Raw genomic sequence first — 25,358 nt, 5'->3', positions numbered from 1 at the left:
GGGCCCTTGGCCCCATTCCCCCCACCCATCTGCAAGAATTTGAGGTATCAAAATGAACCAGGAACTGACTAACAACCCGTTCAACCCGCTGACCCCGCCGAAGGTATTCGACGAGATCAAAGTCTCGCTGGCCTCGCCGGAACGCATCCTGTCGTGGTCGTACGGCGAAATCAAAAAGCCCGAGACCATCAACTATCGGACGTTCAAGCCCGAGCGTGATGGCCTGTTCTGCGCGCGTATTTTTGGCCCGATCAAAGACTACGAATGTCTGTGCGGCAAATATAAGCGCATGAAATATCGCGGCGTTGTCTGCGAAAAATGTGGTGTCGAGGTGACGCTGCAAAAGGTCCGCCGCGAACGCATGGGCCACATCGAACTGGCCGCGCCCGTCGCGCATATCTGGTTCCTGAAATCGCTGCCCAGCCGCATCGGCCTGATGCTGGACATGACGCTGCGGGATCTGGAACGCGTTCTGTACTTTGAAAACTACGTTGTCATCGAGCCCGGTCTGACCGACCTGCAATACGGCCAGATGATGAGCGAAGAAGAGTACATGGATGCTCAGGACGCGTACGGCATGGACGCCTTCACCGCCAATATCGGCGCCGAGGCCATTCGTGACATGCTGTCCCAGATTGATCTGGAAGCCGAAGCCGAGCAGCTGCGCGCTGATCTGGCCGAAGCCACCGGCGAGCTGAAGCCCAAGAAGATCATCAAGCGTCTTAAGGTCGTGGAATCCTTCCTGGAATCGGGCAACCGCCCCGAGTGGATGGTTCTGACCGTGATCCCCGTGATCCCGCCGGAGCTGCGCCCGCTGGTGCCGCTGGACGGTGGCCGTTTCGCGACCTCGGATCTGAACGATCTGTACCGCCGCGTGATCAACCGGAACAACCGTCTGAAGCGCCTGATCGAACTGCGTGCGCCCGACATCATCGTCCGGAACGAAAAGCGGATGCTGCAAGAATCCGTTGATGCTCTGTTTGACAACGGCCGTCGCGGCCGCGTGATCACCGGCGCCAACAAGCGCCCGCTGAAATCGCTGTCGGACATGCTGAAAGGTAAGCAGGGTCGCTTCCGTCAGAACCTTTTGGGGAAACGCGTCGACTTCTCGGGCCGTTCGGTCATTGTGACCGGCCCGGAACTGAAGCTGCACCAGTGTGGTCTGCCGAAAAAGATGGCGCTGGAGCTGTTCAAGCCCTTCATCTATTCACGACTGGAGGCCAAGGGCCTGTCCAGCACCGTGAAACAGGCGAAGAAGCTGGTCGAAAAAGAGCGTCCCGAGGTTTGGGATATCCTGGACGAGGTCATCCGCGAGCACCCGGTTCTGCTGAACCGCGCGCCCACGCTGCACCGTCTGGGCATCCAGGCTTTCGAACCCACTCTGATCGAAGGCAAGGCGATCCAGCTGCACCCGCTGGTCTGCTCGGCGTTCAACGCTGACTTTGACGGTGACCAGATGGCCGTGCACGTCCCGCTGAGCCTTGAGGCCCAGCTGGAAGCGCGTGTTCTGATGATGTCGACGAACAACGTTCTGTCGCCTGCAAACGGCGCGCCGATCATCGTTCCGTCGCAGGATATGATCCTGGGTCTGTACTACACGACCATCGAACGCGAGGGCATGAAGGGCGAGGGCATGACCTTCGGCTCGATCGAAGAGGTGCAATACGCGCTGGATACCGGTGTGGTTCACCTGCACTCGAAAATCACCGCGCGGATTCCTCAGATCGACGAGGAAGGCAACGAGGTGCTCAAGCGCTTTGAAACCACCCCCGGTCGTGTCCGTCTGGGCGCGCTGCTGCCGCAGAACGCCAAGGCACCGTTCGATCTGGTGAACACGCTGCTGCGTAAGAAAGACGTGCAGAAAGTCATCGACACGGTCTATCGCTACTGCGGTCAGAAAGAGTTGGTCATCTTCTGTGACCAGATCATGACCATGGGTTTCCGCGAAGCGTTCAAGGCCGGGATCTCGTTCGGTAAGGACGACATGGTGATCCCCGACAACAAATGGGACATCGTCGAAGACACCCGCGAACAGGTGCGTGACTTTGAACAGCAGTACATGGACGGCCTGATCACTCAGGGTGAAAAGTACAACAAAGTTGTGGACGCCTGGTCGAAGTGTAACGACAAGGTCACCGACGCGATGATGGGTACCATCTCGGCTGAAAAGCGCGACGAAAGCGGCGCCGTCAAGGAACCGAACTCGGTTTACATGATGGCCCACTCGGGTGCGCGTGGCTCGGTTACGCAGATGAAACAGCTGGGCGGGATGCGCGGCCTGATGGCCAAGCCGAACGGCGACATCATCGAGACCCCGATCATCTCGAACTTTAAAGAAGGCCTGACCGTGCTTGAGTACTTCAACTCGACCCACGGTGCGCGGAAAGGTCTGTCGGATACCGCTCTGAAGACGGCGAACTCGGGTTACCTGACCCGTCGTCTGGTTGACGTTGCGCAGGATTGTATCGTGCGTGAAATCGACTGTGGCACCGAGCGCTCGATCACTGCCGAAGCGGCCGTGAACGATGGTGAGGTTGTCGCGTCGCTGGGCGAACGTGTTCTGGGCCGTGTGGCTGCAGATGACATCCTGGTTCCTGGCACTGACGAAGTTCTGATCGCCAAGGGTACTCTGATCGACGAACGCATGTCCGACTCGATCGAAGAGGCGGGTGTTCAGTCCGCACGTATCCGCAGCCCGCTGACCTGTGAGGCCGAGGATGGCGTTTGTGCCATGTGCTATGGTCGTGACCTGGCGCGCGGTACCCGCGTGAACACCGGCGAGGCCGTCGGCATCATCGCGGCGCAGTCGATCGGTGAACCCGGCACGCAGCTGACGATGCGGACCTTCCACATCGGCGGCGTTGCGCAGGGTGGTCAACAGTCGTTCCTGGAAGCAAGCCAGGAAGGCCTGATCTCGTTCGAGAACCCGCAGCTGCTGACCAATGCCAACGGCGAAGTTCTGGTCATCGGCCGGAACATGAAGCTGCGCATCGTGGACGAACATGGTGAAGAACGCGCCAGCCACAAGCTGGGCTACGGCACCAAGCTGTTCGTAACCGATGGCCAGACCATCGCGCGCGGCGACAAGCTGTTCGAATGGGATCCCTACACCCTGCCGATCATCGCTGAAAAGGACGCAACGGCGAAATACGTTGACCTGACCAGCGGTGTGGCTGTTCGCGATGAAACTGACGATGCCACCGGTATGACTCAGAAGATCGTGATCGACTGGCGCGCTGCCCCCAAAGGCAACGAGCTGAAGCCCGAGATCATCCTGATCGATGGCGAAGGCGAGCCGGTGCGCAACGATGCAGGCAACCCGATCACCTATCCGATGTCGGTGGATGCGATCCTGTCGGTCGAAGACGGTCAGCAGGTCAAAGCCGGTGACGTTGTCGCGCGTATCCCGCGCGAAGGCGCCAAGACCAAGGACATCACCGGTGGTCTGCCGCGTGTGGCCGAACTGTTCGAAGCCCGTCGTCCGAAAGATCACGCAATCATCGCCGAGCTGGATGGTTACGTGCGCTTTGGCCGCGACTACAAGAACAAGCGTCGTATCGCGATCGATCCCGTGGACGAAAGCCGTGAGCCCGTCGAATACATGGTGCCCAAGGGCAAGCACATCCCGGTGCAGGAAGGCGACTTCGTGCAGAAGGGCGACTATATCATGGACGGGAACCCCGCGCCGCATGACATCCTGGCCATCATGGGTGTCGAAGCGCTGGCAAACTACATGATCGACGAAGTGCAGGACGTGTACCGTCTGCAGGGCGTGAAGATTAACGACAAACACGTCGAAGTCATCGTGCGCCAGATGCTGCAGAAATGGGAAGTCTCGGACAGCGGTGAAACCACGCTGCTGAAGGGCGAACATGTCGACAAAGCCGAATTCGACGCTGCCAACCAGAAAGCTCTGGATAAGGGTGGACGTCCGGCCGAAGGCGAGCCGATCCTGTTGGGGATCACCAAGGCCTCGTTGCAGACCCGTTCGTTCATCTCGGCGGCGTCGTTCCAGGAAACCACCCGCGTGCTGACCGAAGCTTCGGTTCAGGGTAAGCGCGACAAGCTAGTTGGCCTGAAAGAGAACGTCATCGTGGGTCGTCTGATCCCGGCCGGGACCGGTGGGGCCACCATGCGCGTGCGTCACATCGCTCAGTCGCGTGACAACGTGGTGATCGAAGCCCGCCGCGAAGAAGCCGAGGCCGCTGCTCAGCTGGCCGCCCCGGTGGATGACGTGGTCGGTGGTGACGATTTCGACACCCTGGTCCAGACCCCTGAAAGCCGCGACGAATAATCGTAGCGAATAAGAATGCGATGCGCCCTCGGTTAATCCGGGGGCGTTTTGCATTTCGGCGCTTTCTTCAGCTTTGCTTTGGCCGTACGCTGGGGTGGAACAAAGAACGCGTTGGCAGCGGGCGGGCAGAAATGAAGCTATGTATCAAAGGGTTGGTTCGGTTTTCCTATCCCTCGATCGGGGGATTCCGGATCTCCAGCGGGCGCAGCCCGGAAGAGCTGCAACACACGCTTTTTGAACGCGATCGGCTCGAATCCCGCTTTGAACTGTTCGAGAAGATCACCCTGCCCACCGTGTTGAGGCAAAGCGATATGGGGTTCTCTTTGGGGATTTTGGTGGGCGATCTGCTGCCCGACTGGGCGCGCGATCGTCTGGACGGTCTGGTCGAAGACCACAAATGCCTGCACATCGTGCAACAGCCCATGCGCCCCCATTTTCGCGCCATTCGCGATGCCTATACTGATCTGCCAACCGATGACGGGGCCACACATATCGCCAGTTTTCGGCTGGATGATGACGACGGATTGCACCGCGATCTGATCGCGCGGGTTCGGACGTTAGCCCTGGGATTGCACGCGATGCGCGACGAAGACCGCCCCTTTGTGATCGGCTTTAACCGCGGCTATTTCCTGAGGCTGGATTCCCCGGATGAGCCTCTGTTCGAGGTCACCGAGCGCACGCCTTTGGGCATTGGCCTGACCCTTGTTGCGCCGGTGGGCGAGGCCACGAATATTTATCGGCGCAATCACCGCAGCGTCGGCGCGTATTATGATGTCTATACCGAGTTTTCGCGGCCCATGTTCCTGCGCACGGTGCATGGTGGCAACGACAGCGATGCGTATAACTCGGGAAACAGCATCCCGGTCAACGGAAAACGAGGCCTGGCGACGTTCCATGACGGATTTGGGTTGAACCTGAACGATCTTCCGGGATTGGCGGGCGCGTGAACAGCAACACCAAAGGCGCGCTGTTGATGATGTGTTCAATGGCGGCGTTCACGTTGAATGACAGCTTTCTCAAAGGACTGGCCGGGCAGGTGCATCTGTTTCAGGTTCTCACGTTGCGCGGCGCCCTGACCACGGTGCTGATCGCAGTGGTGGCCTGGCGGATGGGGGCTTTGCATTTGCGAATCCCGCGCGCAGATCGCTGGCTGATCGGGTTGCGGATGGTGGCCGAGGTCGGCGCTGCGTATTTTTTCCTGACCGCCTTGTTCAACATGCCGCTGGCCAATGTGACCGCGATTTTGCAGTCGATCCCGCTGGCCGTGACGCTGTGCGCGTCGCTGCTGTTTGGCGAGGCCTTGGGATGGCGCAGGTTGATCGCTATTTTGATCGGGTTTGTCGGGGTGATGCTGATCGTCCAGCCGGGCGGGGCAGGGTTCACCAGCTATTCGATCTACGCGCTGATCGCGGTGGGCTTTGTCGTGCTGCGGGATCTGGTCACCAGGCGGCTTAGTGGGTCGACCCCTTCGCTGACCGTGACCTTTGCAACCACCCTAGCTGTGACGGTGTGTTTTGGCGCGGCCAGCCTATCGGTCGAATGGGTTGCGATGGACACCGACCAAGTTTTGCTGATCGTGAAGTCCTCGGTGATGATCATAGCGGCCTATCTTTTTTCGGTGATGGTGATGCGGGTGGGAGAGGTGTCGTTCGTGTCGCCCTTCCGCTATACTGGTCTGCTGTGGGCCCTGGGTCTGGGGTGGTATATGTTTGGCGAATGGCCCAGCCCGCAGGAACTGACCGGCGCCGCCATCGTGGTGGCCAGCGGGGTGTTCATGCTGTATCGCGAAGGTGTGGCGGCGCGCAGACAGGCGCGGGGCCTGACCAAGGGCCTCTAAGGGCAGGGGTGCTGTTGACAAGGGGGGCGACTCCGCCTATACGCGCGACCATCCGGCACCTTGGGGTTCGCCCCCTGACGCCGAATTCAAATCTGTAGTGGCCAAGATCCAAGCAATTTCGTCGCTTTGATCCTCTGCGAACTCACCGCGTCGTTTACCTCGGTACGGAAACGATTGCGGTTTTTGTCTTTGCGGGCGTGTCAAAGCGCCTGAACTGAAATCGCCAGGGGCTTCGGCTGTTGGCAACACAAGAGTAGGAAACGGGGAACCGCCCAATGCCAACGATCCAACAGCTGATCCGCAAACCGCGTCAGCCCAAAGTCAAACGTTCGAAGTCCATGCACCTGGAGCAGTGCCCGCAGAAGCGTGGCGTTTGCACCCGTGTGTACACCACCACGCCGAAAAAGCCGAACTCGGCTATGCGTAAAGTTGCCAAGGTCCGCCTGACCAACGGTTTCGAGGTCATCTCGTACATCCCCGGTGAAAGCCACAACCTGCAGGAACACTCGGTTGTTCTGATCCGTGGCGGCCGTGTGAAAGACCTTCCGGGTGTCCGTTACCACATCCTGCGTGGTGTTCTGGATACCCAGGGCGTCAAAGACCGTAAGCAGCGTCGTTCGAAATACGGCGCCAAGCGTCCTAAGTAAGGAGATCACAGAATGTCTCGTCGTCACGCTGCTGAGAAGCGCGAAGTTCTGCCCGACGCCAAGTATGGCGATCGCGTGCTGACCAAGTTCATGAACAACCTGATGATCGATGGTAAGAAATCGGTCGCAGAAAAAATCGTCTACAACGCGCTGGATCGTGTTGAAGGCAAAGTTAAACGCGCCCCCGTCGAGGTCTTCCACGAAGCCCTGGACAACGTGAAGCCCGCCGTTGAGGTTCGCTCGCGTCGTGTGGGTGGTGCCACCTACCAGGTTCCCGTCGAAGTTCGCCCCGAGCGTCGCGAAGCCCTGGCAATCCGCTGGCTGATTTCGGCCGCACGCGGCCGCAACGAAAACACCATGGAAGAGCGCCTGGCAGGGGAACTGCTGGATGCTGTGAATGGTCGCGGTACCGCCGTGAAGAAGCGCGAAGATACTCATAAAATGGCCGACGCGAACAAAGCGTTCAGCCATTATCGCTGGTAATCCTCAAAGGACTTTAGACCAATGGCACGCGAATATCCGCTCGACCGTTACCGTAACTTCGGTATCATGGCGCACATCGATGCAGGTAAGACCACCTGCTCGGAGCGTATCCTGTATTACACCGGCAAATCCCACAACATCGGTGAGGTGCACGACGGTGCAGCCACCATGGACTGGATGGAGCAGGAGCAGGAACGCGGGATCACCATCACCTCGGCTGCGACCACCACTTTCTGGGAACGCACCGAAGACGGTCAGACCGCAGAAACCGAAAAGCACCGCCTGAACATCATCGACACCCCCGGCCACGTTGACTTCACCATTGAAGTTGAACGTTCGCTGGCGGTTCTTGATGGTGCCGTTTGTGTTCTGGACGCAAACGCCGGTGTTGAACCCCAAACCGAAACCGTGTGGCGTCAGGCTGACCGCTACAAGGTTCCGCGCATGGTGTTCGTCAACAAGATGGACAAAATCGGCGCTGACTTCTTCAACTGTGTGAAGATGATCGAAGACCGCACCGGCGCGCGTGCAATTCCGGTTGGTGTTCCGATCGGTGCCGAAACCGAGCTGGAAGGCCTGGTTGACCTGGTCACCATGGAAGAATGGCTGTGGCAGGGTGAAGACCTGGGCGCATCGTGGGTCAAGGCCCCGATCCGTGCCGAGCTGCAGGACATGGCCGCCGAATGGCGCGAGAAAATGGTCGAGGCTGCCGTCGAAGAAGACGAAGAAGCCATGATGGAATACCTGGAAGGCAACGAGCCCGACGTGCCCACCCTGCGCAAACTGCTGCGTAAGGGCACCCTGGCTCTGAACTTTGTGCCTGTTCTGGGTGGTTCGGCGTTCAAAAACAAAGGCGTGCAGCCCCTGCTGAACGCTGTGATCGACTATCTGCCCAGCCCGCTGGACGTTGTTGATTACATGGGCTTTGAACCCGGTGACGAAACCGAAGAACGCAACATCGCGCGTCGTGCAGACGACGAGATGGCCTTCTCGGGTCTGGCGTTCAAAATCATGAACGACCCCTTCGTTGGTTCGCTGACCTTCACCCGTATCTACTCGGGCACCCTGAACAAGGGTGAGACCATGCTGAACTCGACCAAAGGCAAGAAAGAGCGCGTTGGTCGTATGATGATGATGCACTCGAACGATCGTGAAGAGATCGAAGAGGCATTCGCAGGCGACATCATCGCGCTGGCCGGTCTGAAGGACACCACCACTGGTGACACCCTGTGTGACGCCAAGGATCCGGTTGTTCTGGAAACCATGACCTTCCCCGATCCGGTGATCGAGATCGCGGTCGAGCCCAAAACCAAGGGCGACCAGGAAAAGATGTCGCAAGGTCTGGCCCGTCTGGCCGCCGAAGACCCCTCCTTCCGTGTGGAAACTGACCTGGAATCGGGCCAGACCATCATGAAAGGCATGGGCGAACTTCACCTGGACATCCTGGTTGACCGTCTGAAGCGTGAATTCAAGGTTGAAGCAAACATCGGTGCGCCCCAGGTGGCCTACCGTGAAACCATCAGCCACGAAGCCGAAGTCGACTACACCCACAAGAAACAGTCGGGTGGTTCGGGTCAGTTCGGTCGCGTCAAAATGGTCATCACCCCGACCGAGGCCGGCGAAGGCTACTCGTTCGAATCCAAGATCGTCGGTGGTTCGGTTCCCAAGGAATACATCCCCGGTGTGGAAAAAGGCATCCAGTCCGTCATGGACAGCGGCCCTCTGGCTGGCTTCCCCGTGATCGACTTCAAGGTTGCCCTGATCGACGGTGCATACCACGACGTTGACTCGAGCGTTCTGGCGTTCGAAATCGCGGCCCGTGCAGGCATGCGTGAAGGTCTGAAAAAGGCCGGCGCGAAACTGCTGGAACCGATGATGAAGGTCGAGGTCATCACCCCCGAAGAATACACCGGTGGCATCATCGGCGACCTGACCTCGCGTCGTGGTCAGGTTTCGGGTCAGGAACCCCGTGGTAACGCGATCGCGATTGACGCGAACGTGCCGCTGGCCAACATGTTCGGCTACATCAACACGCTGCGTTCGATGTCGTCGGGCCGTGCCCAGTTCACCATGCAGTTCTCGCACTACGATCCCGTTCCGCAGAACATCTCGGACGAGATCCAGGCTAAATACGCATAACAGCGGTGGGCCAGTGGCCCACCCTACCCCCAACAGTAGGGTGCGGGGGAACCTCGCACCGCTTCAAAGAGCTAAGGAGGCCATAGAATGGCAAAGGAAAAGTTTGAGCGTAGCAAACCGCACGTAAACATCGGCACCATTGGTCACGTTGACCACGGTAAGACGACTCTGACCGCGGCGATCACCAAGTATTTTGGTGACTTCAAAGCGTATGACCAGATTGACGGCGCGCCCGAAGAGAAAGCCCGCGGGATTACCATCTCGACCGCGCACGTGGAATACGAGACCGAGACTCGTCACTACGCGCACGTCGACTGCCCCGGCCACGCTGACTATGTGAAGAACATGATCACCGGTGCGGCGCAGATGGACGGCGGTATCCTGGTTGTGAACGCAGCCGACGGCCCGATGCCCCAGACCCGCGAGCACATCCTGCTGGCGCGTCAGGTTGGTGTGCCTGCTCTGGTCGTGTTCATGAACAAAGTTGACCAGGTTGACGACGAAGAGCTGCTGGAGCTGGTGGAAATGGAAATCCGCGAGCTGCTGTCCGAATACGACTTCCCCGGTGACGATATCCCGATCATCGCAGGTTCGGCCCTGGCCGCAATGGAAGGCAACAACCCGGAAATCGGCGAAAACAAAATCAAAGAGCTGATGGAAGCTGTTGATTCGTACATCCCCGAGCCCGAGCGTGCGATTGACCAGCCGTTCCTGATGCCGATCGAAGACGTGTTCTCGATCTCGGGTCGTGGTACCGTTGTGACCGGCCGTGTCGAGCGTGGCGTGATCAACGTTGGCGACGAGATCGAAATCGTTGGCATCAAAGACACCACCAAAACCACCTGTACCGGTGTTGAAATGTTCCGCAAGCTGCTGGACCGCGGCGAAGCCGGCGACAACATCGGCGCCCTGCTGCGCGGCATCGACCGCGAGTCGGTCGAGCGTGGCCAGGTTCTGTGTGCCCCCGGTTCGGTGAACCCGCACACCAAGTTCGAAGCCGAGGTCTATATCCTGACCAAGGAAGAAGGCGGCCGTCACACCCCGTTCTTTGCGAACTACCGTCCGCAGTTCTACTTCCGGACCACCGACGTGACCGGCACCTGCATCCTGCCCGACGGCACTGAAATGGTGATGCCCGGCGACAACCTGAAACTGTCGGCCGAGCTGATCGCCCCGATCGCGATGGAAGAAGGCCTGCGCTTCGCCATCCGCGAAGGCGGCCGCACCGTCGGTTCGGGCGTTGTCTCGAAAATCATCGAGTGATCCGCTCGCTGACATGACCTACGAATGGGCCGCTCAAATGAGCGGCCCTTTTTGGTGTGCACAGGAACTGAACCAAGTCGTGTCTACATTTCGTCGCCTGACAGTAACTGCACCAACGCATCATTGACGTAGTAGTTGTTGCGGCCATCAACGATTTTGGTGAGTGGTACTCTTTGGTCATCGCACAGTTTTTCAAGGTAGCTTGTGGCGGTCGGACGCGAGACATCAAGGTCGTTCATTAAATATTCGATACGGGTGTATGGGTGGCGGAAGAGATTGTTGATCAGGTCCTGTGAATAGATTTTTTTGTGGTGTTCTCGGATGAGGCGTTTGAAATTTGCCATCATGTGTCGAATGCCTTCTATTAAGTCCAGCGTCAGAAGAGAGGTCTCGGTCACAACGTCGAGCATGTATACCACCCAATCTTCCCACGCGCCCTCATCACGAACGGCCTGAAGAAGGCGATAGTAGTCCGCCTTGGTTCTGTTGATGCCCCGGCTTAAGTAAAGAATCGGGATCCCAAGCAGGTCTTCTTTCGTAAGGTAGAGAACGTTCAACATCCGTCCAACACGACCGTTGCCATCCGGAAACGGGTGAATACTTTCGAACTGGTGGTGGATGATGGCCATGCGAATAAGCGGGTCCAGTTCGTCGTTTGTGTTTATGTAGGTTTCCAACGCCTTCATGTGTGCTTGGACATCCGCAGCGCTTTGAGGGGGAACGTAGACAATTTTTCCGGAGTTGTTTTGCAAACCGGTTCCTGGCAGCTTGCGGAAACCGTCCTCTCGGTTTTTGAGGAGCTGAAACTGCTCGATCAGGGTTCGATTGGTGATCAAACCTGTGTCGCGTAGATGCTTAAATCCTAGCCGCAGAGCGTCCCGATACACGGCCACTTCTTTTGCTGGGCCGCCCAATTGTATGTCCCGATCGTGGCCGCCGCGAAACAGCTCGTCATTGGTCGTAACAATGTTCTCGATCTCCGAGCTGTCTTTTGCCTCTTGCAGCGACAAGGTGTCGATGAGAATGCCCTGATTGGGTATCACTGGTGCAAGGCCTTTGACCTCGGCAAGGGCGCGCGTGGCCTTGTTAAGGGCTTTCATTATTCGCAGTGTTTCGAAATCTGCCGAGGGCGGAAGCGTTGGGATCTGATAAGTTTCTTTCAACATCGCGGCTCTCATTGCAAATATTTGCCAAAATCTTTACATGAGGCTCCGGGCATGTAAATGTTTTGCCGATTTTTTTATGCGATCTAACTGGCGCTGGTTTAGGGCTGCTTTCTTCTTGCCACACCCCCATTCCCCCTGTATACGCGCGCAAGTTCCGATTGGAACGTAGCGGCGGGGTGATTCCCGCCGTTTGGGTTCGACGAGGGTTCGCGGTGGTCGCTGATCCTCCTCTCAACTCCAACGCCTAAGAAAAGGCTATGAAATGCAAAGCCAAAACATTCGCATTCGGCTGAAGGCATTCGATTTCCGCGTACTGGACGCCAGCACCCAGGAAATCGTCAACACGGCAAAGCGCACCGGCGCTTCGGTCCGTGGCCCGATCCCGCTGCCGAACAAGATTGAGAAGTTCACCGTTCTGCGTGGCCCTCACATCGACAAGAAATCCCGCGACCAGTTCGAGATCCGTACGCACAAGCGTCTGCTCGACATCATTGATCCGACCCCCCAGACCGTGGACGCGCTGATGAAGCTCGACCTGGCCGCTGGTGTGGACGTCGAAATCAAGCTGCAGTCGTAAGATCGGAGGGTATAGAAAATGCGCTCTGGTATTATCGCTAAAAAGGTGGGCATGACCCGCCTGTTCATGGAAGACGGCAAGCAGATCCCTGTGACCGTTCTTCAACTGGAAAACCTGCAGGTTGTTGCACAGCGTACCGCCGACAAGCACGGCTACACTGCTGTTCAGCTGGGCTGCGGTTCGATCAAAGCAAAACGCGTCAGCAAAGCCATGCGCGGCAACTTCGCCGCTGCCTCGGTCGAGCCCAAGCGTAAGCTGGCCGAATTCCGCGTGACCGAAGACAACCTGATCGACGTTGGCGCCGAGCTGTCTGCCGAGCACTATGTTGCTGGCCAGAAAGTGGACGTTGCCGGTACCTCGATCGGTAAAGGTTTCGCCGGTGCCATGAAACGCCACAACTTTGGTGGTCTGCGCGCCTCGCACGGTGTGTCGATCAGCCACCGTTCGCACGGTTCGACCGGTCAGTGTCAGGACCCGGGCAAGGTGTTCAAAGGCAAGAAAATGGCCGGCCACATGGGTGCCGTCCGCGTGACCACTCAGAACCTGGAAGTCGTCAAAACTGACGCCGACCGCGGCCTGATCATGGTCAAAGGCGCCGTTCCCGGCTCCAAAGGCGGCTGGGTCACCATCAAGGACGCCGTGAAAAAGAAACTGCCCGAGAACGTTCCGTTCCCGGCTGCTCTGAAAACCGCTGCTGTCGAAGCTCCGGCTGAAGAAGCCCCCGCGGAAGGTGGTGAAGCATGAAACTTGACGTGATCAAACTGGACGGCGCGACCGCCGGTTCCGTGGAACTGTCCGAAGACCTGTTCGGTCTGGAGCCGCGCGCAGACATCCTGCACCGTGTGGTTCGCTGGCAGCGTAACAACGCTCAGGCCGGAACCCACAAGGTTCTGACCCGTTCCGAAGTGAGCTACTCGACCAAGAAGATCTATCGCCAAAAAGGCACCGGTGGCGCACGTCACGGGTCCCGCAAGGCGCCTATCTTCCGTAAAGGTGGTATCTACAAGGGCCCGACCCCGCGTAGCCACGGCCACGACCTGCCGAAGAAATTCCGCAAGCTGGGTCTGAAGCACGCTCTGTCCGCGAAAGCCAAGGCAGGCGAGCTGGTCGTGATCGAAGCCGCTGAAACCGAGGGCAAAACCGCTGCTCTGGCCAAACAGGTTGCAAACCTGGGCTGGAAACGCGCCCTGATCATCGACGGTGCGTCGGTGAACGAAGGGTTCGCCCAAGCCGCCCGCAACATCGAAGGTCTGGATATCCTGCCGACGATGGGCGCTAACGTGTATGACATCCTGAAGCGTGACACCCTGGTGATCACCAAAGCAGGTGTCGAAGCTCTGGAGGCTCGCCTGAAATGACCACCAAGGCAGAACTGTACGACGTGATCCGTAAGCCCGTCATCACCGAGAAGGCCACCATGGCCTCGGAAACCGGTGCTGTCGTGTTCGAGGTCGCCATCGACGCTAACAAACCCCAGATCAAAGAGGCCGTCGAGGCCCTGTTCGGTGTGAAGGTGAAAGCCGTCAACACCACGATCACCAAGGGTAAAGTTAAGCGTTTCCGCGGCCAGCTGGGCAAGCGTAAAGACGTGAAGAAGGCCTACGTGACCCTGGAAGAGGGCAACACGATCGACGTGTCGACCGGACTGTAAGGTCCAGGCTTTCGCAAGAAATGAAAGGCCCCTCGGTGAAAACCGGGGGGCCTTTGTTTTGCCCCACGTCAGGGTGTGTCATGGCGCCAGCGCCCAGGATTTCTGGTGTTTTGCGCAATGACATCTTGGCGCAGTCCTCCGGGCGCGATAGGCTGATTGTTAGGTAGCGAACAGAGGGGGCAGCCACCATGCAGATGGCGGATGAACGGATCATTCAGGTGGACCGCGCAACGGTTTGGGCAGCTTTGCAAAGCCCGGATGTGCTGAAGGAATGCGTGCCAGGCGCGCAGACGCTCACAGGCTCGGTCGAGGACGGGTTTGACGCCACCGTGGTGCAGAAAGTCGGGCCGGTGAAGGCGACGTTCAAGGGGCATGTCACGTTTTCAGACATCGTGGACCTCACAAGCCTGACCCTGAGCGGAGAAGGCAAGGGCGGGGCTGCTGGCTTTGCCAAGGGAGGGGCCAAGGTCACGCTGAGCGAGGTCGAAGGCGGCACGCGCCTGGCCTATGAGGTCGAGGCCAAAGTGGGCGGCAAGATCGCCCAGCTTGGCAGCCGCTTGATCGACAGTTTCGCCAAGAAAATGGCCGACGAGTTCTTTGCCCGCTTCCAGGACGCGCTGGAACCTGCCTCCGAGGCCGAGGAAGAGGGTGAAACCAAAAAGGGATGGTTCGCCAAGCTGCGGGGTTAAGTCGATCAGGCGCGGGATTTTGGCAACGTCCCAACGATTTCGTGCCTCCTTGCGCAAGGTGATGCATGGCCCCGCCTTGTTTGTCGCGACCCGGCATTCTACATGAGCATCTATGAAACGCTTTATCCCCTTCGTTAAGTCGCCGCCACGCGTCGCAGTGCTACGCCTGCAAGGCATGATCGGGTCTGGACGCGCGCCTCTGAACGACGCGGCGATGGCTCCGATTATCGAACGCGCCTTTCGCAAGGGGAAACCCAAGGCCGTCGCGCTGATCATCAACTCGCCGGGTGGTTCGCCCGTGCAATCGGCGCTGATCGCCGCGCGTATTCAACGCTTGTCGAAAGAAAAGGACGTGCCTGTACACGCCTTTGTCGAGGACGTCGCGGCCTCGGGCGGGTATTGGCTGGCCTGCGCTGCGGATGATATCTGGGCGGATTACGGCTCGATCGTGGGGTCCATCGGTGTGATCTCGGCCGGGTTTGGCGCGCACGAGCTGATCGCCAAGCACGGGGTTGAACGGCGGGTGCATACCTCGGTCAAGTCCAAATCCATGATGGATCCGTTCAAACCGGAAAAGCCCGAAGATGTTGAGCGACTAAAGGAAATTCTGGGCGACATGCATACTGGGTTCGAAACCTATGTGCGCGATCGCCGTGGTGCCAAGCTGGCGGATGATCCGGATCTGTTTACCGGGCGCGTCTGGCTGGGGGAAAAGGCCACTGCGCTGGGGCTGATCGACGGGCTGGCCCATGTCGAACCCAAGCTAAAAGAGCTGTACGGCGACAAGGTGCGGTTCATTCGCTATGGCCGTCGGCGCGGGCTGTTGCAGCGTTTTGGCGCACAGCTGACCGACGATGCCCTAAGCAGCATCGAGGAGCGCGCCGCCTACGCGCGTTTCGGGCTCTGACGTGATTTTCAAGATCATCTCTCTGTTTCTGGTCGGTATGGCCGTTTTGGCCATGTTCGGCAAAATGCGCTTTCCTGGTCAGAAGAAACTTCAATCCAAACGCTGCCCGAATTGCGGCCGTTTCAGAATTGGCAGCGGCCCGTGTCCCTGCGAAAAGGGAGTGCGCTGAGTATGGATTGGGTGTTTGCCGGGGTCGGCCTGGTGATCCTTTTGTTGGCCGGGGACGCGCTGGTGCGCGGGGCGGTAAATCTCAGCCTGCGGATTGGGATTCCGGCTTTGATCGTCAGTCTGACCATCGTGGCCTTTGGAACCTCGGCGCCCGAGCTGCTGATCTCGATCACGGCCGCGCTTGAGGGCGTGCCCGGCATCGCTTTGGGCAATGTCGTGGGGTCCAACACTGCAAATATTCTGCTGGTTTTGGGCGTTCCGGCGCTGCTGGCGACCATGCACACGGCCGATTGCGAGACCCGCAAAAGCTATGTTCTGATGATTGCGGGCTCGGTCTTGTTCATCGCCCTGGCTTTCTTGGGCGAGTTCAACTGGATCAGCGGCGTCGTGCTGGTGCTGGCGCTGGCCTTTGTGTTGTTGGATGCTGTGCGCGATGCCCGGGCGCATCGCGCTGCGGGCGAGGATGACGAGCTTGAAGACCCCGAAGGCGCAGACCCCGAAATGCGCTGGTGGAAGATCATCCTGTTCCTGATCTTGGGCCTGATTGGCCTGCCTTTGGGCGCGAACCTGCTGCTCGAGGGCGCGACCTCGATCGCGCGGGATTTCGGCGTCAGTGAAACGGTGATCGGGCTGACGCTGGTGGCCATCGGGACGTCTTTGCCGGAACTGGCCACCACGGTCATGGCAGCGCTGCGCCGACAGGCGGATGTGGCGTTGGGCAACGTTATCGGGTCCAACATGTTCAACCTGCTGGCCATCATCGGCGTGGCCTCGTTGGTGCATCCGATCCCCGTGGATCCGGCCTTTTTGCGGTTTGATCTGTGGGTGATGCTGGGCGCGTCGCTGTTGTTGTTCCCGTTTGTGTTCCTGAAATGGAATATCAACCGGATCTGGGGTGTGGTCTTGACGTCGCTGTATGTCATCTATGTTCTCAGCGTACTGACCTGAGTAACGGAGAACCTGACATGCCTCTTGCATTGGTGACGGGTGGGGCCAAGCGACTTGGCCGCGCGATGGCAGAGTATCTGGCGGCGCGTGGCTATGACGTGGCGGTGCATTACGCAAGCTCCGAGGACGCCGCGCAAGAGACCGTAGCAGCGCTGCAAGCGGCAGGTGTGCAGGCCCATGCCTTTCATGCGGATCTGCTGGACGAGGCCCAGGTGCAGGCGTTGCTGCCCGTTGTCACGGCCCATTTTGGCACGCCGGTGACCTGTTTGATCAACAACGCCTCGATCTTTGAATACGACCGGCTGGAAACAGCGACGCGCGAAGGTTGGGACCGCCATTTCGAATCCAATCTGCGCGCCCCGTTCGTCCTGACGCAAGCCATGGCCGCGCATGTGCCCGACCCGACGCTGGACGCGTTCGAAGAGCCCATTGCGCAGGGATTGGTCATCAACATGATCGATCAGCGCGTGCGCAAGCTGACGCCCGAATTCATGACGTATACACTGGCCAAGATGGGGCTGTGGGCGTTCACGCAGACGGCGGCCCAAGGTCTCGCGCCCCGCGTGCGTGTGAATGCCATTGGGCCCGGACCGACCCTACAAGGTGGGCGGCAGACGCAGGATCATTTTCAGCGACAGCGCAAAGCCACGATTCTCGAGCGCGGCTCGAACCCTGCTGACATCACCGGAGCGCTTGGATATTTCCTCAATTCTCCGGGTGTGACGGGCCAATTGCTGTGTGTTGATGGTGGGCAGCATCTGGGCTGGAAAACACCGGATATTCTGGGGCTCGAGTAGCATTTCGCCTGCACCTATCCGAAAGTTGTGCACGGGTAACGGCTTCGTTTCAAAAGCGTTACAAAAACGTCAATGTTTTCAATATTTTGCTAAGTGTTAAATTTATTGTTCAATGAAAACAGAGGCTTAAATATATGCTTATTTATTGTGCAAATCACGGAAACCGCCCTGAAACAAGGGAAATTTGCGGATACCGACAAGTTATCGGCAGACTTATCCACAGGTTTGGTGGACGGAATAACGCTTGCCCAAGGGGGCCAAAGATTGCAGCCCAGCCCAGAGAATCATAACTTTTGAACGATGATGGATGATTTGCCAGACAACCCAGCCAACAATTCGACCCTGACCGGCCACAAGCTGATCCAATCCTATCTGAAGATGCTGGACAGCTCGCCGGGGGTGTACCGGATGTTGGACGCGCAGGCGCGGGTTCTGTACGTGGGCAAAGCGCGCAACCTGCGCGCGCGGGTGTCGAACTATGCGCGCCTTTCCGGCCATTCCGAGCGCATCGCGCGGATGATCCGCGAAACCACCAAGATGATGTTTCTGACCACCAAGACAGAAACCGAGGCATTGCTGCTGGAACAAAACCTGATCAAGCAGATGAAGCCGCTGTACAATGTGCTGCTGCGCGACGACAAATCCTTTCCCAATATCTTGGTCACAACGGGGCATGAATTCCCGCGCATCAAAAAACACCGCGGTGCGAAGAAAGAGAAAGGCGCCTATTACGGCCCCTTTGCCAGCGCCGGGGCGGTGAACCGCACGCTCAGCCAGTTGCAGCGCGCGTTCCTGCTGCGGGACTGCCCGGATTCACAGTTCGCCTCGCGGACCCGGGCCTGCCTGCAATATCAGATCAAACGGTGCTCGGCCCCCTGTGTTGGCAAAATCAGCGCCGAGGAATACGCCAGCGTTGTTCAGGATGCCCAGCGGTTCTTGTCGGGGCGCTCGACCGGGATTCAGGAAAATCTGGCGGCCCAAATGGCCGAGGCCTCGGACGCGATGGAATTCGAACGCGCCGCCGCCCTGCGCGACCGGATCAGGGCATTGACCCAGGTGCAGACCGCGCAGGGGATCAACCCGCGCACCGTCAGCGAGGCCGATATCATCGCCCTGCATCTTGAGGCGGGGCAGGCCTGTGTACAGGTGTTTTTCATCCGCGCCGGTCAGAACTGGGGGAACCGCGATTTCTACCCGCGTGTCGGGCCCGAGATCGAAGAGGCCGAGGTGCTGGAGGCCTTTCTGGGTCAGTTCTATGACACCAAGGAACCGCCCAGACAGGTGATCTTGTCCCATCCCATCGAGAACATGGATCTGATGCAGCAGGCGTTGACGCAGAAACTGGGGCGCAAGGTGGACATCCTGGTGCCGCAACGGGGCGAAAAATCCGAATTGGTCGCCGGGGCCGCGCGCAATGCCCGCGAAAGCCTGGGCCGGAAAATGTCGGAATCCGCGGCGCAATCCAAGCTGCTGAAAGGCCTGGCCGAGGCCTTTGATCTGGAGGGCCCACCAGAGCGGATCGAGGTCTATGACAACTCGCATATCCAGGGGGCCCATGCTGTGGGGGGCATGATTGTGGCCGGCCCGGACGGGTTCGTGAAAAACCAGTACCGCAAATACAATATCGAGGGGAAAGATCTGACCCCCGGAGATGATTTCGGCATGATGAAAGAGGTGCTGACGCGGCGCTTCAAACGCTTGCTGAAGGACGATCCGGATCGCGTCAAAGGGCTGTGGCCTGACCTGTTGCTGATTGATGGCGGGGCCGGTCAGGTCAGTGCGGTTTTGGAAATCATGCAGGATTTCGGGGTCGAAGACATTCCCATGGTTGGTGTGGCCAAAGGGGTGGATCGGGATCACGGCAAAGAGGAATTCCATCGCCCCGGCCAGCGCCCCTTTGCGCTGAGGATGAACGATCCGGTTTTGTATTTCGTGCAGCGCCTGCGCGACGAGGCGCACCGGTTCGCAATCGGCACCCATCGGGCAAAACGAGCGAAATCCGTCTCGGCGACGCCCTTGGACGAGGTGCCCGGGGTTGGGGCCGCGCGCAAAAAGGCGCTGTTGGCGCATTTTGGATCAGCCAAAGCGGCCAGCCGCGCCAATCTGGTGGATTTGAAAGCGGTCGAAGGCATTTCAGACGCGATGGCCGAAACGATCTACAACTTCTTTCACGAAAAGGGCTGATCAGGCCGCTGGCAGCGTCACAATAAAGGTGGTGCCCTGGCCAAGCGTGCTTTCATAGCGCACGGCGCCGTCATGGGCTTCGAGGATCTCTTGCGTGATGTTCAGCCCCAGACCCGAGCCGCCACGGGCGCGGGTCGAGGCGGAATCTACCTGGCTGAAACGCCCGAATACCTTGTCCTCGCATCCCGGAGGGATGCCGACGCCATGGTCGCGCACCAGAATTTCATTCTGATCTCCGCGGCTGCGCAGCATGATTTCAATGCTTGTGCCCCCGTCTGAAAACTTGGCCGCGTTGGACAGCAGGTTGTTCATCACCTGCGACAGGCGCTTCTGGTCGCCGTGAACCAGGGTCGGCGTGTCGGGAAATTCTGCCACGGCCTCGACCTTGAATTTGTCCAGATAGGATTTGTTGGCGATGATGGCGTCTTTGATCAGCGGCACCAGGTCCATCTGCTCCATGTGGAATTCCATCAGCCCTTGCTCCATCCGCTGCAAATCCAGCAGGTCATCGATCAGGGTTTTCAGGCGGCGGGTGTTGTTGGCCGCGATCTCGATCAGATGCGCGGTTTGCTGAGGCAGCGCGTCCTGGTCGGTCAGCTGCACGATGTCCAGCGCCCCCTGGATCGAGGTCAGTGGCGTGCGCAGCTCGTGGCTGACAGTTGACAGAAAATCGGATTTGGCCCGGTTGGCGGTTTCCGCCTGTTGCGCGGCCCGGGCCATCAGGTCGGCATGGGCCTGTTGTTCGGTGATATCGACAAAGGTCAACGTCCAGCCAACCGCAGGACCGCGAGGATTGATCGGGCTGGCCAGCGGATGCAAGCGCGGGTCATAGGTGTGGCGCCCCCACACGACCGAATGATGCGCGGGCAACCGTCCGGATTTGACGACCTTGCTCACCAGCGGCCCGATCTGCGGCAGATGTGTCAGCGGGGCGCCGACACGGATGTCTTCGCCCTCCAGCAGGCGCTTGGCGGGTTTGTTCAGGCCAGACAGGCGGCCTTCGTCGTCGAAAATCAGCGTCGGCGTGTTGGTTTCATCAAACAGCAGATCGCGCGCGATTGTGGTGATGTCCATCATCCGGTTGTTCACGATCAGCCAACCAAAGGCGGCCAGCACAAACGAGAACATGAACGGAGTTGGATCAAACCCAAACAGGGTCACGCCCCACAGGATATAGGCGGCATTTCCCCCCAGTGGCACCAATGTGATCAGCAACAGAGTCACAAAGAAGGGACGCAGCGTGGGCTTGGCCCGGCGCAGCGTTGCAAAACTGATCGCGACCGAGGCCATCATGAACGCATAGACATAGCTGACGGCAACAAAGAAGAACGGCCCGTGATCAAACTGGCCGGACATGCGACCGTCGACCTCGACCAGGCGGGTGCCCTGGCCGTACAGCAGGTGGTGAAAATCATTGGTGAACGCGACGATCGAAATCAGGGTCGGGCCAACAAAAATCGCGAATTTCTTGAGCTGGGGCAGGGAATCATCCTGACCAAGCGAGTAGTGAAACAGGAACATCGCCCAGGCCGATGGCATCAGTACAATTCCGGGCCAGGCCAGTTGCGACCACAGGATCTTGCAGTCCAGACTGGCGTTCGACAGCTCCATCATCGCAGTGAAGACCCACCACAGCATGCCGATCTCGGCGGCCATGAAGGATCGTTTGCCGGGGAACTGATGTTGGTGCCAGACCCACAGGGCGAACAACACCGATCCGATCAAAACGATCAGAGTCCCGATAACGGGCAGGTCAATGATGTCTGGTGCCAGACAGCTCAAAGGTCTTTTCCTTGGATTGGCCGCGCGTCGGGGCCTCGAAAATCTACTTAATTCGATCAAAATATCTTGCAGCTATGTGTCAAAACTTGGGCTAGTTATGGCGCATACCGGGGTATTGTTGCCGCTTATCACGCTGTCCCGGGACGAAAGGGTGCTTTCCAGCCGAGTGTTAACGGGTTAGGAAGCATCATGACTTGGACGATCCCAAATATCCTGACGGTCATTCGTCTGCTGGCTGCGCCAGGCGTGGCCCTGATGTTCTTGTACTTCACACGCCCCTATGCCGATTGGTTTGCGTTGATGCTGTTCCTCGGAGCGGCGGTCACCGACTGGTTCGATGGCTATCTGGCCCGGCTGTGGGGACAAGAGACCAAAATCGGCGCCATGCTGGACCCGATCGCGGACAAGGCAATGGTGGTGATCGCCCTGATGGTGATTGTGGGTTATTCCTCGATGTCGCCGGGGCTGGTGCTGCCGGCCACGTTCATTTTGTTCCGCGAGGTGTTCGTATCGGGCCTGCGCGAATATCTGGGTGACACGGCGGGGACGCTCAAGGTGACCAAGCTGGCCAAGTGGAAAACCACCTTTCAGATGACCGCGATTGCGGTCCTGTTCCTGCAAGGCGTGTTCGAGCACTATTTCGGCATGTCCAGCTATGGCATGGATGCGGCCATGGTCGAGGACATTCTGGCGGGCCGCGAAGAGGACCTGCAAGGGCTGAACTGGAAACTGGATGGTATGATTTACAGCGGCTATGCCGGGCTGATCCTGCTGTGGGTCGCGGCTGTTCTGACAATGGTCACGGGCTGGGATTACTTTCGCAAGGCGCAGCCGCATCTGCGGGATGAAAGCTGATGGACGTTTTGTATTTCGCATGGGTCCGGGAACGGATTGGCATCCCGCGTGAACAGGTCGACACGCAGGCCGCAACCGTTGCGGATCTGGTGGCGGAACTGATCGCCCGCGAGGAGCGCTATGCCGCAGCATTTGCCGATCTGTCCGCGCTGCGGGTGGCCGTGGATCAGGAACTGACGGATTTCGATGCCCCGCTTGAGGGCGTGCGCGAGGTGGCCTTTTTCCCGCCGATGACGGGGGGCTGACTATGGCGGTTCGCGTGCAGGCCGCGCCATTCGATCTGGGCGCGGAAACCGAGACCTTTGCCAATGCGCAGACCGATATGGGCGCCGTTGTGACTTTTACCGGCATCGTCCGCGATCTGCCCGGGGACAGCCTGGATCGCATGGTGATCGAACACTATCCCGGCATGACCGAAAAGGCGCTGGAAAAGATCGAGTCCGAGGCCCGCCAGCGGTGGTCCTTGGGCGATGTTCTGATCATCCACCGCTTCGGGCCCATGGCCGCAAACGAGCGCATCATGATGGTGGCCACGGCCTCGCGGCATCGCAAAGACGCGTTCGAGGCCGCTGAATTCCTGATGGATTACCTGAAATCCCGCGCGCCCTTCTGGAAGAAGGAATTTACCGCGTCCGGCGCCGATTGGGTTGCCGCCAAAGACGAGGATGAAGCGGCGCTGACCCGCTGGTAGTGACCCGCTGGTCGCGGATCAATCGGGCGCGTTTGCTTTTTCGATATAGGCGCGCAGCTCTTCGGCTTCGTGACGGGCCTCGCGCAAGCCATCCATGGTGGCGGACAGCTCGGCCTCGGTCTGGGCCAGCTGGTTGGTCAGCTCGGCCTCGCGCTGCTGCAAATAGGTGATGGCCTGATCGCGGGTTTCCTCGGCCTCGTGCAGCTCCTGCGCCATTTTCTCCAGCTCGCCCATGTCGGATTTGGATACGCGGGTAAAGCGGTGGATCAGCCAGTTGGCAAACCAACCCACGCAGAAGGCGATGAACAGAACGATTGCGGTGACAATGATGAACTTCAGTCTATCCATCGTCTGATCCTCCTTCGGCCGTCGGTTCGGCCTGCTCTGACTGAGCGTTGTCTTGGGCTGGTTGTTCCATCGATTCAAGCGTGGTTTCGTTTTCCGCCGTGGGTTCGGGGCGGATCAGCTTTATTTCGATGCGCCGGTTCGCGTCCCGGCCTTCGGCGGTGTCATTGTCAGCGATGGGCTGCGATTCCCCATAGCCCTTGGCCGAGAACGAGGCCGTCAGCACCTGCCGTTCACGCAGCGCATTCAGAACTGCCTGGGCCCGACGCTGGCTGAGCGCCTGGTTCATTTCCTCGCGGCCCTGGCTGTCGGTATGTCCGCCGATCTCCATCTTCAGCGCTTCGCATTGGCGCAGCACATTGGCGATGTCATCCAGAATTCCCGTGGCCTCGGCATCAGGTTTATCCGAGCCAGGTTCAAAGTTGATCTTGCGCGTTTTCAGGATCTCGGCCACGTCTGCTTCGCATTCTTCCGGGGTCGGCAAGGACGCGATCGGATCCAGCGCCTCGACATATTCCACGCGGATCTGGAAACGGTCAGTTTCAGACAGCTGGTTGGCAAAGATGCGGGCGATTTCGGCATTGGTTTCGGTGTTACCCGTCTTACCGGAAATCGAGATCAGCTCGGGCGTCACGACGATCAGACCGTTGGACAAGCGCGACAGACCGTCCAGCGCGGTCAGGATGCGCAGGCTCCAGCGGCTGGGCAGGTCTTCGTCCAGACGGGCCGCGTTATAGATCGCGTCGCTGCCAAACCGGGCCTTGGCAAAGGTTTCGACGGTGGTGCGTACTGTTTCGTCGTTCAGGCGGCCACGCAGCTGCACCAGGCCCTCGGGCGAAAGCGTCGCGGTGAATTCAGGGATTTCGGTTGCCACGTCCGTTTCGGCGGGTTTGGTCAGAACCGAATGCAGCGCAAAGACATCGGGCAGGTTGTTTTCCAGCTCGCCGATGACCTGATCGAATTGCGCAGGCGAGGTGGTTTCAGCGGCGATCAGCGTGATGTCCGCATCCGAGAATGTGACCGAGCCCATCCCCATGTCCGACAGGGCCTTGATGGATTGTTCCACCGCCGTGGCCCAGTTTGGGGACGGGACGCCCATGCCAACGGTGCAAGTTGCGTTGCCCTCCAGACCGGCCGCATAGGCGGCGTTCAGGATCCGGTCGCGCGCTGTGTCGCTTTCGGCAGAGCAGGCATCGAACCGGGCGCCGCCTTCGTCGATCACATAGCGCAGGGTAAAGGGAGTGATCACCGGGCGCGGCGCCGTGATATCCAGATTCAGAACCACATCATCGGGGACGCGTCGGTTCAGATCGCTTTCTAGTTTGCGCTTGCTTTTGGCGCTGTCGGCCATGGCTTTGATTTCGACCATGCCCGCCGAAACCGAGATTTTGCTGCGCGGCAGGAACTCCAGCGCCTCCAGCGCGAAGTCCATGGATTGGTCCCACTCGGTCGGCACCGGGTAATCGGCGACCTCCAGCAGATCGGTCGCGCGGCCTTCGGCGGCCAGGGGACGAATGATTTTCAACAGGGTCGCGCGGTCGGTCGAGGCAGGCACCAGCCCGATCAGGGAAATGCCGCTGTCGTTGCGCAGAATTTCAACCGAGAACGTGGGCGCCAGCAAATCCGCGCTGTCCTTGACCGACATCTGGTCAATCACACGGGCGGCATCCACAACGGTGCCAGCAGTGGACAGGGCGTTAAACCGTACGGCTTCGGATGGGGCCTCGCCTGTCAGGAAAACCTGCAATCCGTTGGCCTCGACCTCGGCCCAATGCATCAGTTGCGCATCCAGCGCGCGGCGCACACCCAGTTCGGACTGATCCTCGACCACATTCACGGCAAAGCCCGCACCGATACCGGACAGGACAGCCGCTGCCCCGAAGGTTGCCGAAATGATGGCGATAGAAGATAGTCGCATGGGCCCTGTCGGTCGTT

Annotated in this window: 23 protein-coding genes; 19 read left to right on the top strand and 4 right to left on the bottom strand. The window is 59.0% G+C overall.

Features of this window, described 5'->3' with window-relative positions; all coding sequences use genetic code 11:
* Nucleotides 1-52 precede the first annotated feature (52 nt).
* From rpoC to tuf, 7 genes are all read left to right on the top strand, one after another.
* Nucleotides 53-4,294, top strand: a complete 4,242-nt coding sequence (gene rpoC / locus ACXADQ_RS03240; protein ID WP_475315391.1) for a DNA-directed RNA polymerase subunit beta' — start codon at nucleotides 53-55, stop codon at nucleotides 4,292-4,294.
* A gap of 131 nt (nucleotides 4,295-4,425) precedes the next feature.
* Nucleotides 4,426-5,241 (top strand): glycosyltransferase, encoded by an 816-nt coding sequence (locus ACXADQ_RS03235; RefSeq protein WP_475315387.1) that lies wholly within the window; start codon nucleotides 4,426-4,428, stop codon nucleotides 5,239-5,241.
* Complete coding sequence (locus ACXADQ_RS03230; RefSeq protein ID WP_475315383.1) at nucleotides 5,238-6,131, top strand: DMT family transporter; 894 nt, start codon at nucleotides 5,238-5,240, stop codon at nucleotides 6,129-6,131. Before ACXADQ_RS03235 ends, ACXADQ_RS03230 begins: the two co-directional genes overlap by 4 nt.
* Nucleotides 6,132-6,406: 275 nt before the next feature.
* Complete coding sequence (gene rpsL / locus ACXADQ_RS03225) at nucleotides 6,407-6,778, top strand: 30S ribosomal protein S12 (protein ID WP_005621086.1); 372 nt, start codon at nucleotides 6,407-6,409, stop codon at nucleotides 6,776-6,778.
* A 12-nt stretch (nucleotides 6,779-6,790) separates the two neighbouring features.
* Nucleotides 6,791-7,261 (top strand): 30S ribosomal protein S7, encoded by a 471-nt coding sequence (rpsG, locus tag ACXADQ_RS03220; RefSeq protein WP_475315378.1) that lies wholly within the window; start codon nucleotides 6,791-6,793, stop codon nucleotides 7,259-7,261.
* Nucleotides 7,262-7,282: 21 nt separating this feature from the next.
* Entirely contained in the window at nucleotides 7,283-9,400 is a 2,118-nt protein-coding gene (fusA, locus tag ACXADQ_RS03215; RefSeq protein ID WP_475315374.1) for an elongation factor G, read from the top strand.
* Between the two features lie 87 nt (nucleotides 9,401-9,487).
* Nucleotides 9,488-10,663, top strand: a complete 1,176-nt coding sequence (gene tuf / locus ACXADQ_RS03210; RefSeq protein ID WP_475315371.1) for an elongation factor Tu — start codon at nucleotides 9,488-9,490, stop codon at nucleotides 10,661-10,663.
* Between the two features lie 83 nt (nucleotides 10,664-10,746).
* Here the strand turns inward: tuf and ACXADQ_RS03205 are convergent, their stop codons facing one another.
* Entirely contained in the window at nucleotides 10,747-11,829 is a 1,083-nt protein-coding gene (locus tag ACXADQ_RS03205; RefSeq protein ID WP_475315367.1) for a Fic family protein, read from the bottom strand.
* Between the two features lie 262 nt (nucleotides 11,830-12,091).
* Here ACXADQ_RS03205 and rpsJ point away from each other — a divergent pair, with 262 nt between their 5' ends.
* The 9 genes from rpsJ to uvrC all read left to right on the top strand — a co-directional run bounded on the left by rpsJ (nucleotide 12,092) and on the right by uvrC (nucleotide 19,750).
* Nucleotides 12,092-12,406 (top strand): 30S ribosomal protein S10, encoded by a 315-nt coding sequence (gene rpsJ, locus ACXADQ_RS03200; RefSeq protein ID WP_475315362.1) that lies wholly within the window; start codon nucleotides 12,092-12,094, stop codon nucleotides 12,404-12,406.
* 18 nt (nucleotides 12,407-12,424) lie between these two features.
* Nucleotides 12,425-13,150 carry a 50S ribosomal protein L3 gene (gene rplC / locus ACXADQ_RS03195; RefSeq protein ID WP_475315357.1) on the top strand — a complete coding sequence of 242 codons (726 nt, stop codon included), beginning with the start codon at nucleotides 12,425-12,427 and terminating at the stop codon, nucleotides 13,148-13,150.
* Entirely contained in the window at nucleotides 13,147-13,764 is a 618-nt protein-coding gene (gene rplD / locus ACXADQ_RS03190; RefSeq protein WP_475315354.1) for a 50S ribosomal protein L4, read from the top strand. The genes rplC and rplD overlap by 4 nt, the downstream gene beginning before the upstream one ends.
* Nucleotides 13,761-14,057: a 50S ribosomal protein L23 gene (locus tag ACXADQ_RS03185; RefSeq protein WP_475315352.1), complete on the top strand. Its 297-nt coding sequence runs from the start codon at nucleotides 13,761-13,763 to the stop codon at nucleotides 14,055-14,057. Before rplD ends, ACXADQ_RS03185 begins: the two co-directional genes overlap by 4 nt.
* A 188-nt stretch (nucleotides 14,058-14,245) precedes the next feature.
* Nucleotides 14,246-14,746: a CoxG family protein gene (locus ACXADQ_RS03180; protein ID WP_475315348.1), complete on the top strand. Its 501-nt coding sequence runs from the start codon at nucleotides 14,246-14,248 to the stop codon at nucleotides 14,744-14,746.
* A 112-nt stretch (nucleotides 14,747-14,858) separates the two neighbouring features.
* Nucleotides 14,859-15,653, top strand: a complete 795-nt coding sequence (locus ACXADQ_RS03175) for a S49 family peptidase (RefSeq protein ID WP_475315343.1) — start codon at nucleotides 14,859-14,861, stop codon at nucleotides 15,651-15,653.
* Nucleotides 15,654-15,824: 171 nt separating this feature from the next.
* Entirely contained in the window at nucleotides 15,825-16,769 is a 945-nt protein-coding gene (locus ACXADQ_RS03170) for a calcium/sodium antiporter (protein ID WP_475315339.1), read from the top strand.
* Between the two features lie 17 nt (nucleotides 16,770-16,786).
* Nucleotides 16,787-17,566 carry an SDR family oxidoreductase gene (locus ACXADQ_RS03165; RefSeq protein ID WP_475315336.1) on the top strand — a complete coding sequence of 260 codons (780 nt, stop codon included), beginning with the start codon at nucleotides 16,787-16,789 and terminating at the stop codon, nucleotides 17,564-17,566.
* 303 nt (nucleotides 17,567-17,869) lie between these two features.
* A complete protein-coding gene (uvrC, locus tag ACXADQ_RS03160) occupies nucleotides 17,870-19,750 on the top strand; it encodes an excinuclease ABC subunit UvrC (RefSeq protein WP_475315331.1) in 1,881 nt (626 codons plus the stop codon).
* Here uvrC and ACXADQ_RS03155 read toward each other — a convergent pair whose 3' ends face one another.
* A complete protein-coding gene (locus tag ACXADQ_RS03155; protein WP_475315328.1) occupies nucleotides 19,751-21,532 on the bottom strand; it encodes a histidine kinase N-terminal 7TM domain-containing protein in 1,782 nt (593 codons plus the stop codon).
* Between the two features lie 189 nt (nucleotides 21,533-21,721).
* Between ACXADQ_RS03155 and pgsA the strand changes: the two genes are divergently transcribed.
* Genes pgsA through ACXADQ_RS03140 form a run of 3 tightly spaced genes read left to right on the top strand, consistent with a single transcriptional unit; the run spans nucleotide 21,722 to nucleotide 23,078 of the window.
* On the top strand, nucleotides 21,722-22,387 hold the full coding sequence (pgsA, locus tag ACXADQ_RS03150; protein ID WP_475315324.1) for a CDP-diacylglycerol--glycerol-3-phosphate 3-phosphatidyltransferase: 666 nt from the start codon (nucleotides 21,722-21,724) through the stop codon (nucleotides 22,385-22,387).
* Nucleotides 22,387-22,632, top strand: a complete 246-nt coding sequence (moaD, locus tag ACXADQ_RS03145) for a molybdopterin converting factor subunit 1 (RefSeq protein WP_475315322.1) — start codon at nucleotides 22,387-22,389, stop codon at nucleotides 22,630-22,632. Before pgsA ends, moaD begins: the two co-directional genes overlap by 1 nt.
* A 2-nt stretch (nucleotides 22,633-22,634) precedes the next feature.
* Complete coding sequence (locus tag ACXADQ_RS03140) at nucleotides 22,635-23,078, top strand: molybdenum cofactor biosynthesis protein MoaE (RefSeq protein ID WP_475315320.1); 444 nt, start codon at nucleotides 22,635-22,637, stop codon at nucleotides 23,076-23,078.
* Between the two features lie 18 nt (nucleotides 23,079-23,096).
* On the opposite strand, the gene ACXADQ_RS03135 is transcribed toward ACXADQ_RS03140, so the two are convergent.
* Nucleotides 23,097-23,426, bottom strand: coding sequence for a hypothetical protein (locus ACXADQ_RS03135; RefSeq protein WP_475315318.1), 330 nt, complete (start codon nucleotides 23,424-23,426; stop codon nucleotides 23,097-23,099).
* Complete coding sequence (locus ACXADQ_RS03130; protein WP_475315316.1) at nucleotides 23,419-25,341, bottom strand: OmpA family protein; 1,923 nt, start codon at nucleotides 25,339-25,341, stop codon at nucleotides 23,419-23,421. The genes ACXADQ_RS03135 and ACXADQ_RS03130 overlap by 8 nt, the downstream gene beginning before the upstream one ends.
* Nucleotides 25,342-25,358: the final 17 nt, after the last annotated feature.

This window comes from Thalassovita sp. ABM4_323, from assembly GCF_056158665.1.
This window is presented reverse-complemented; position numbering and strand designations above follow the sequence as displayed.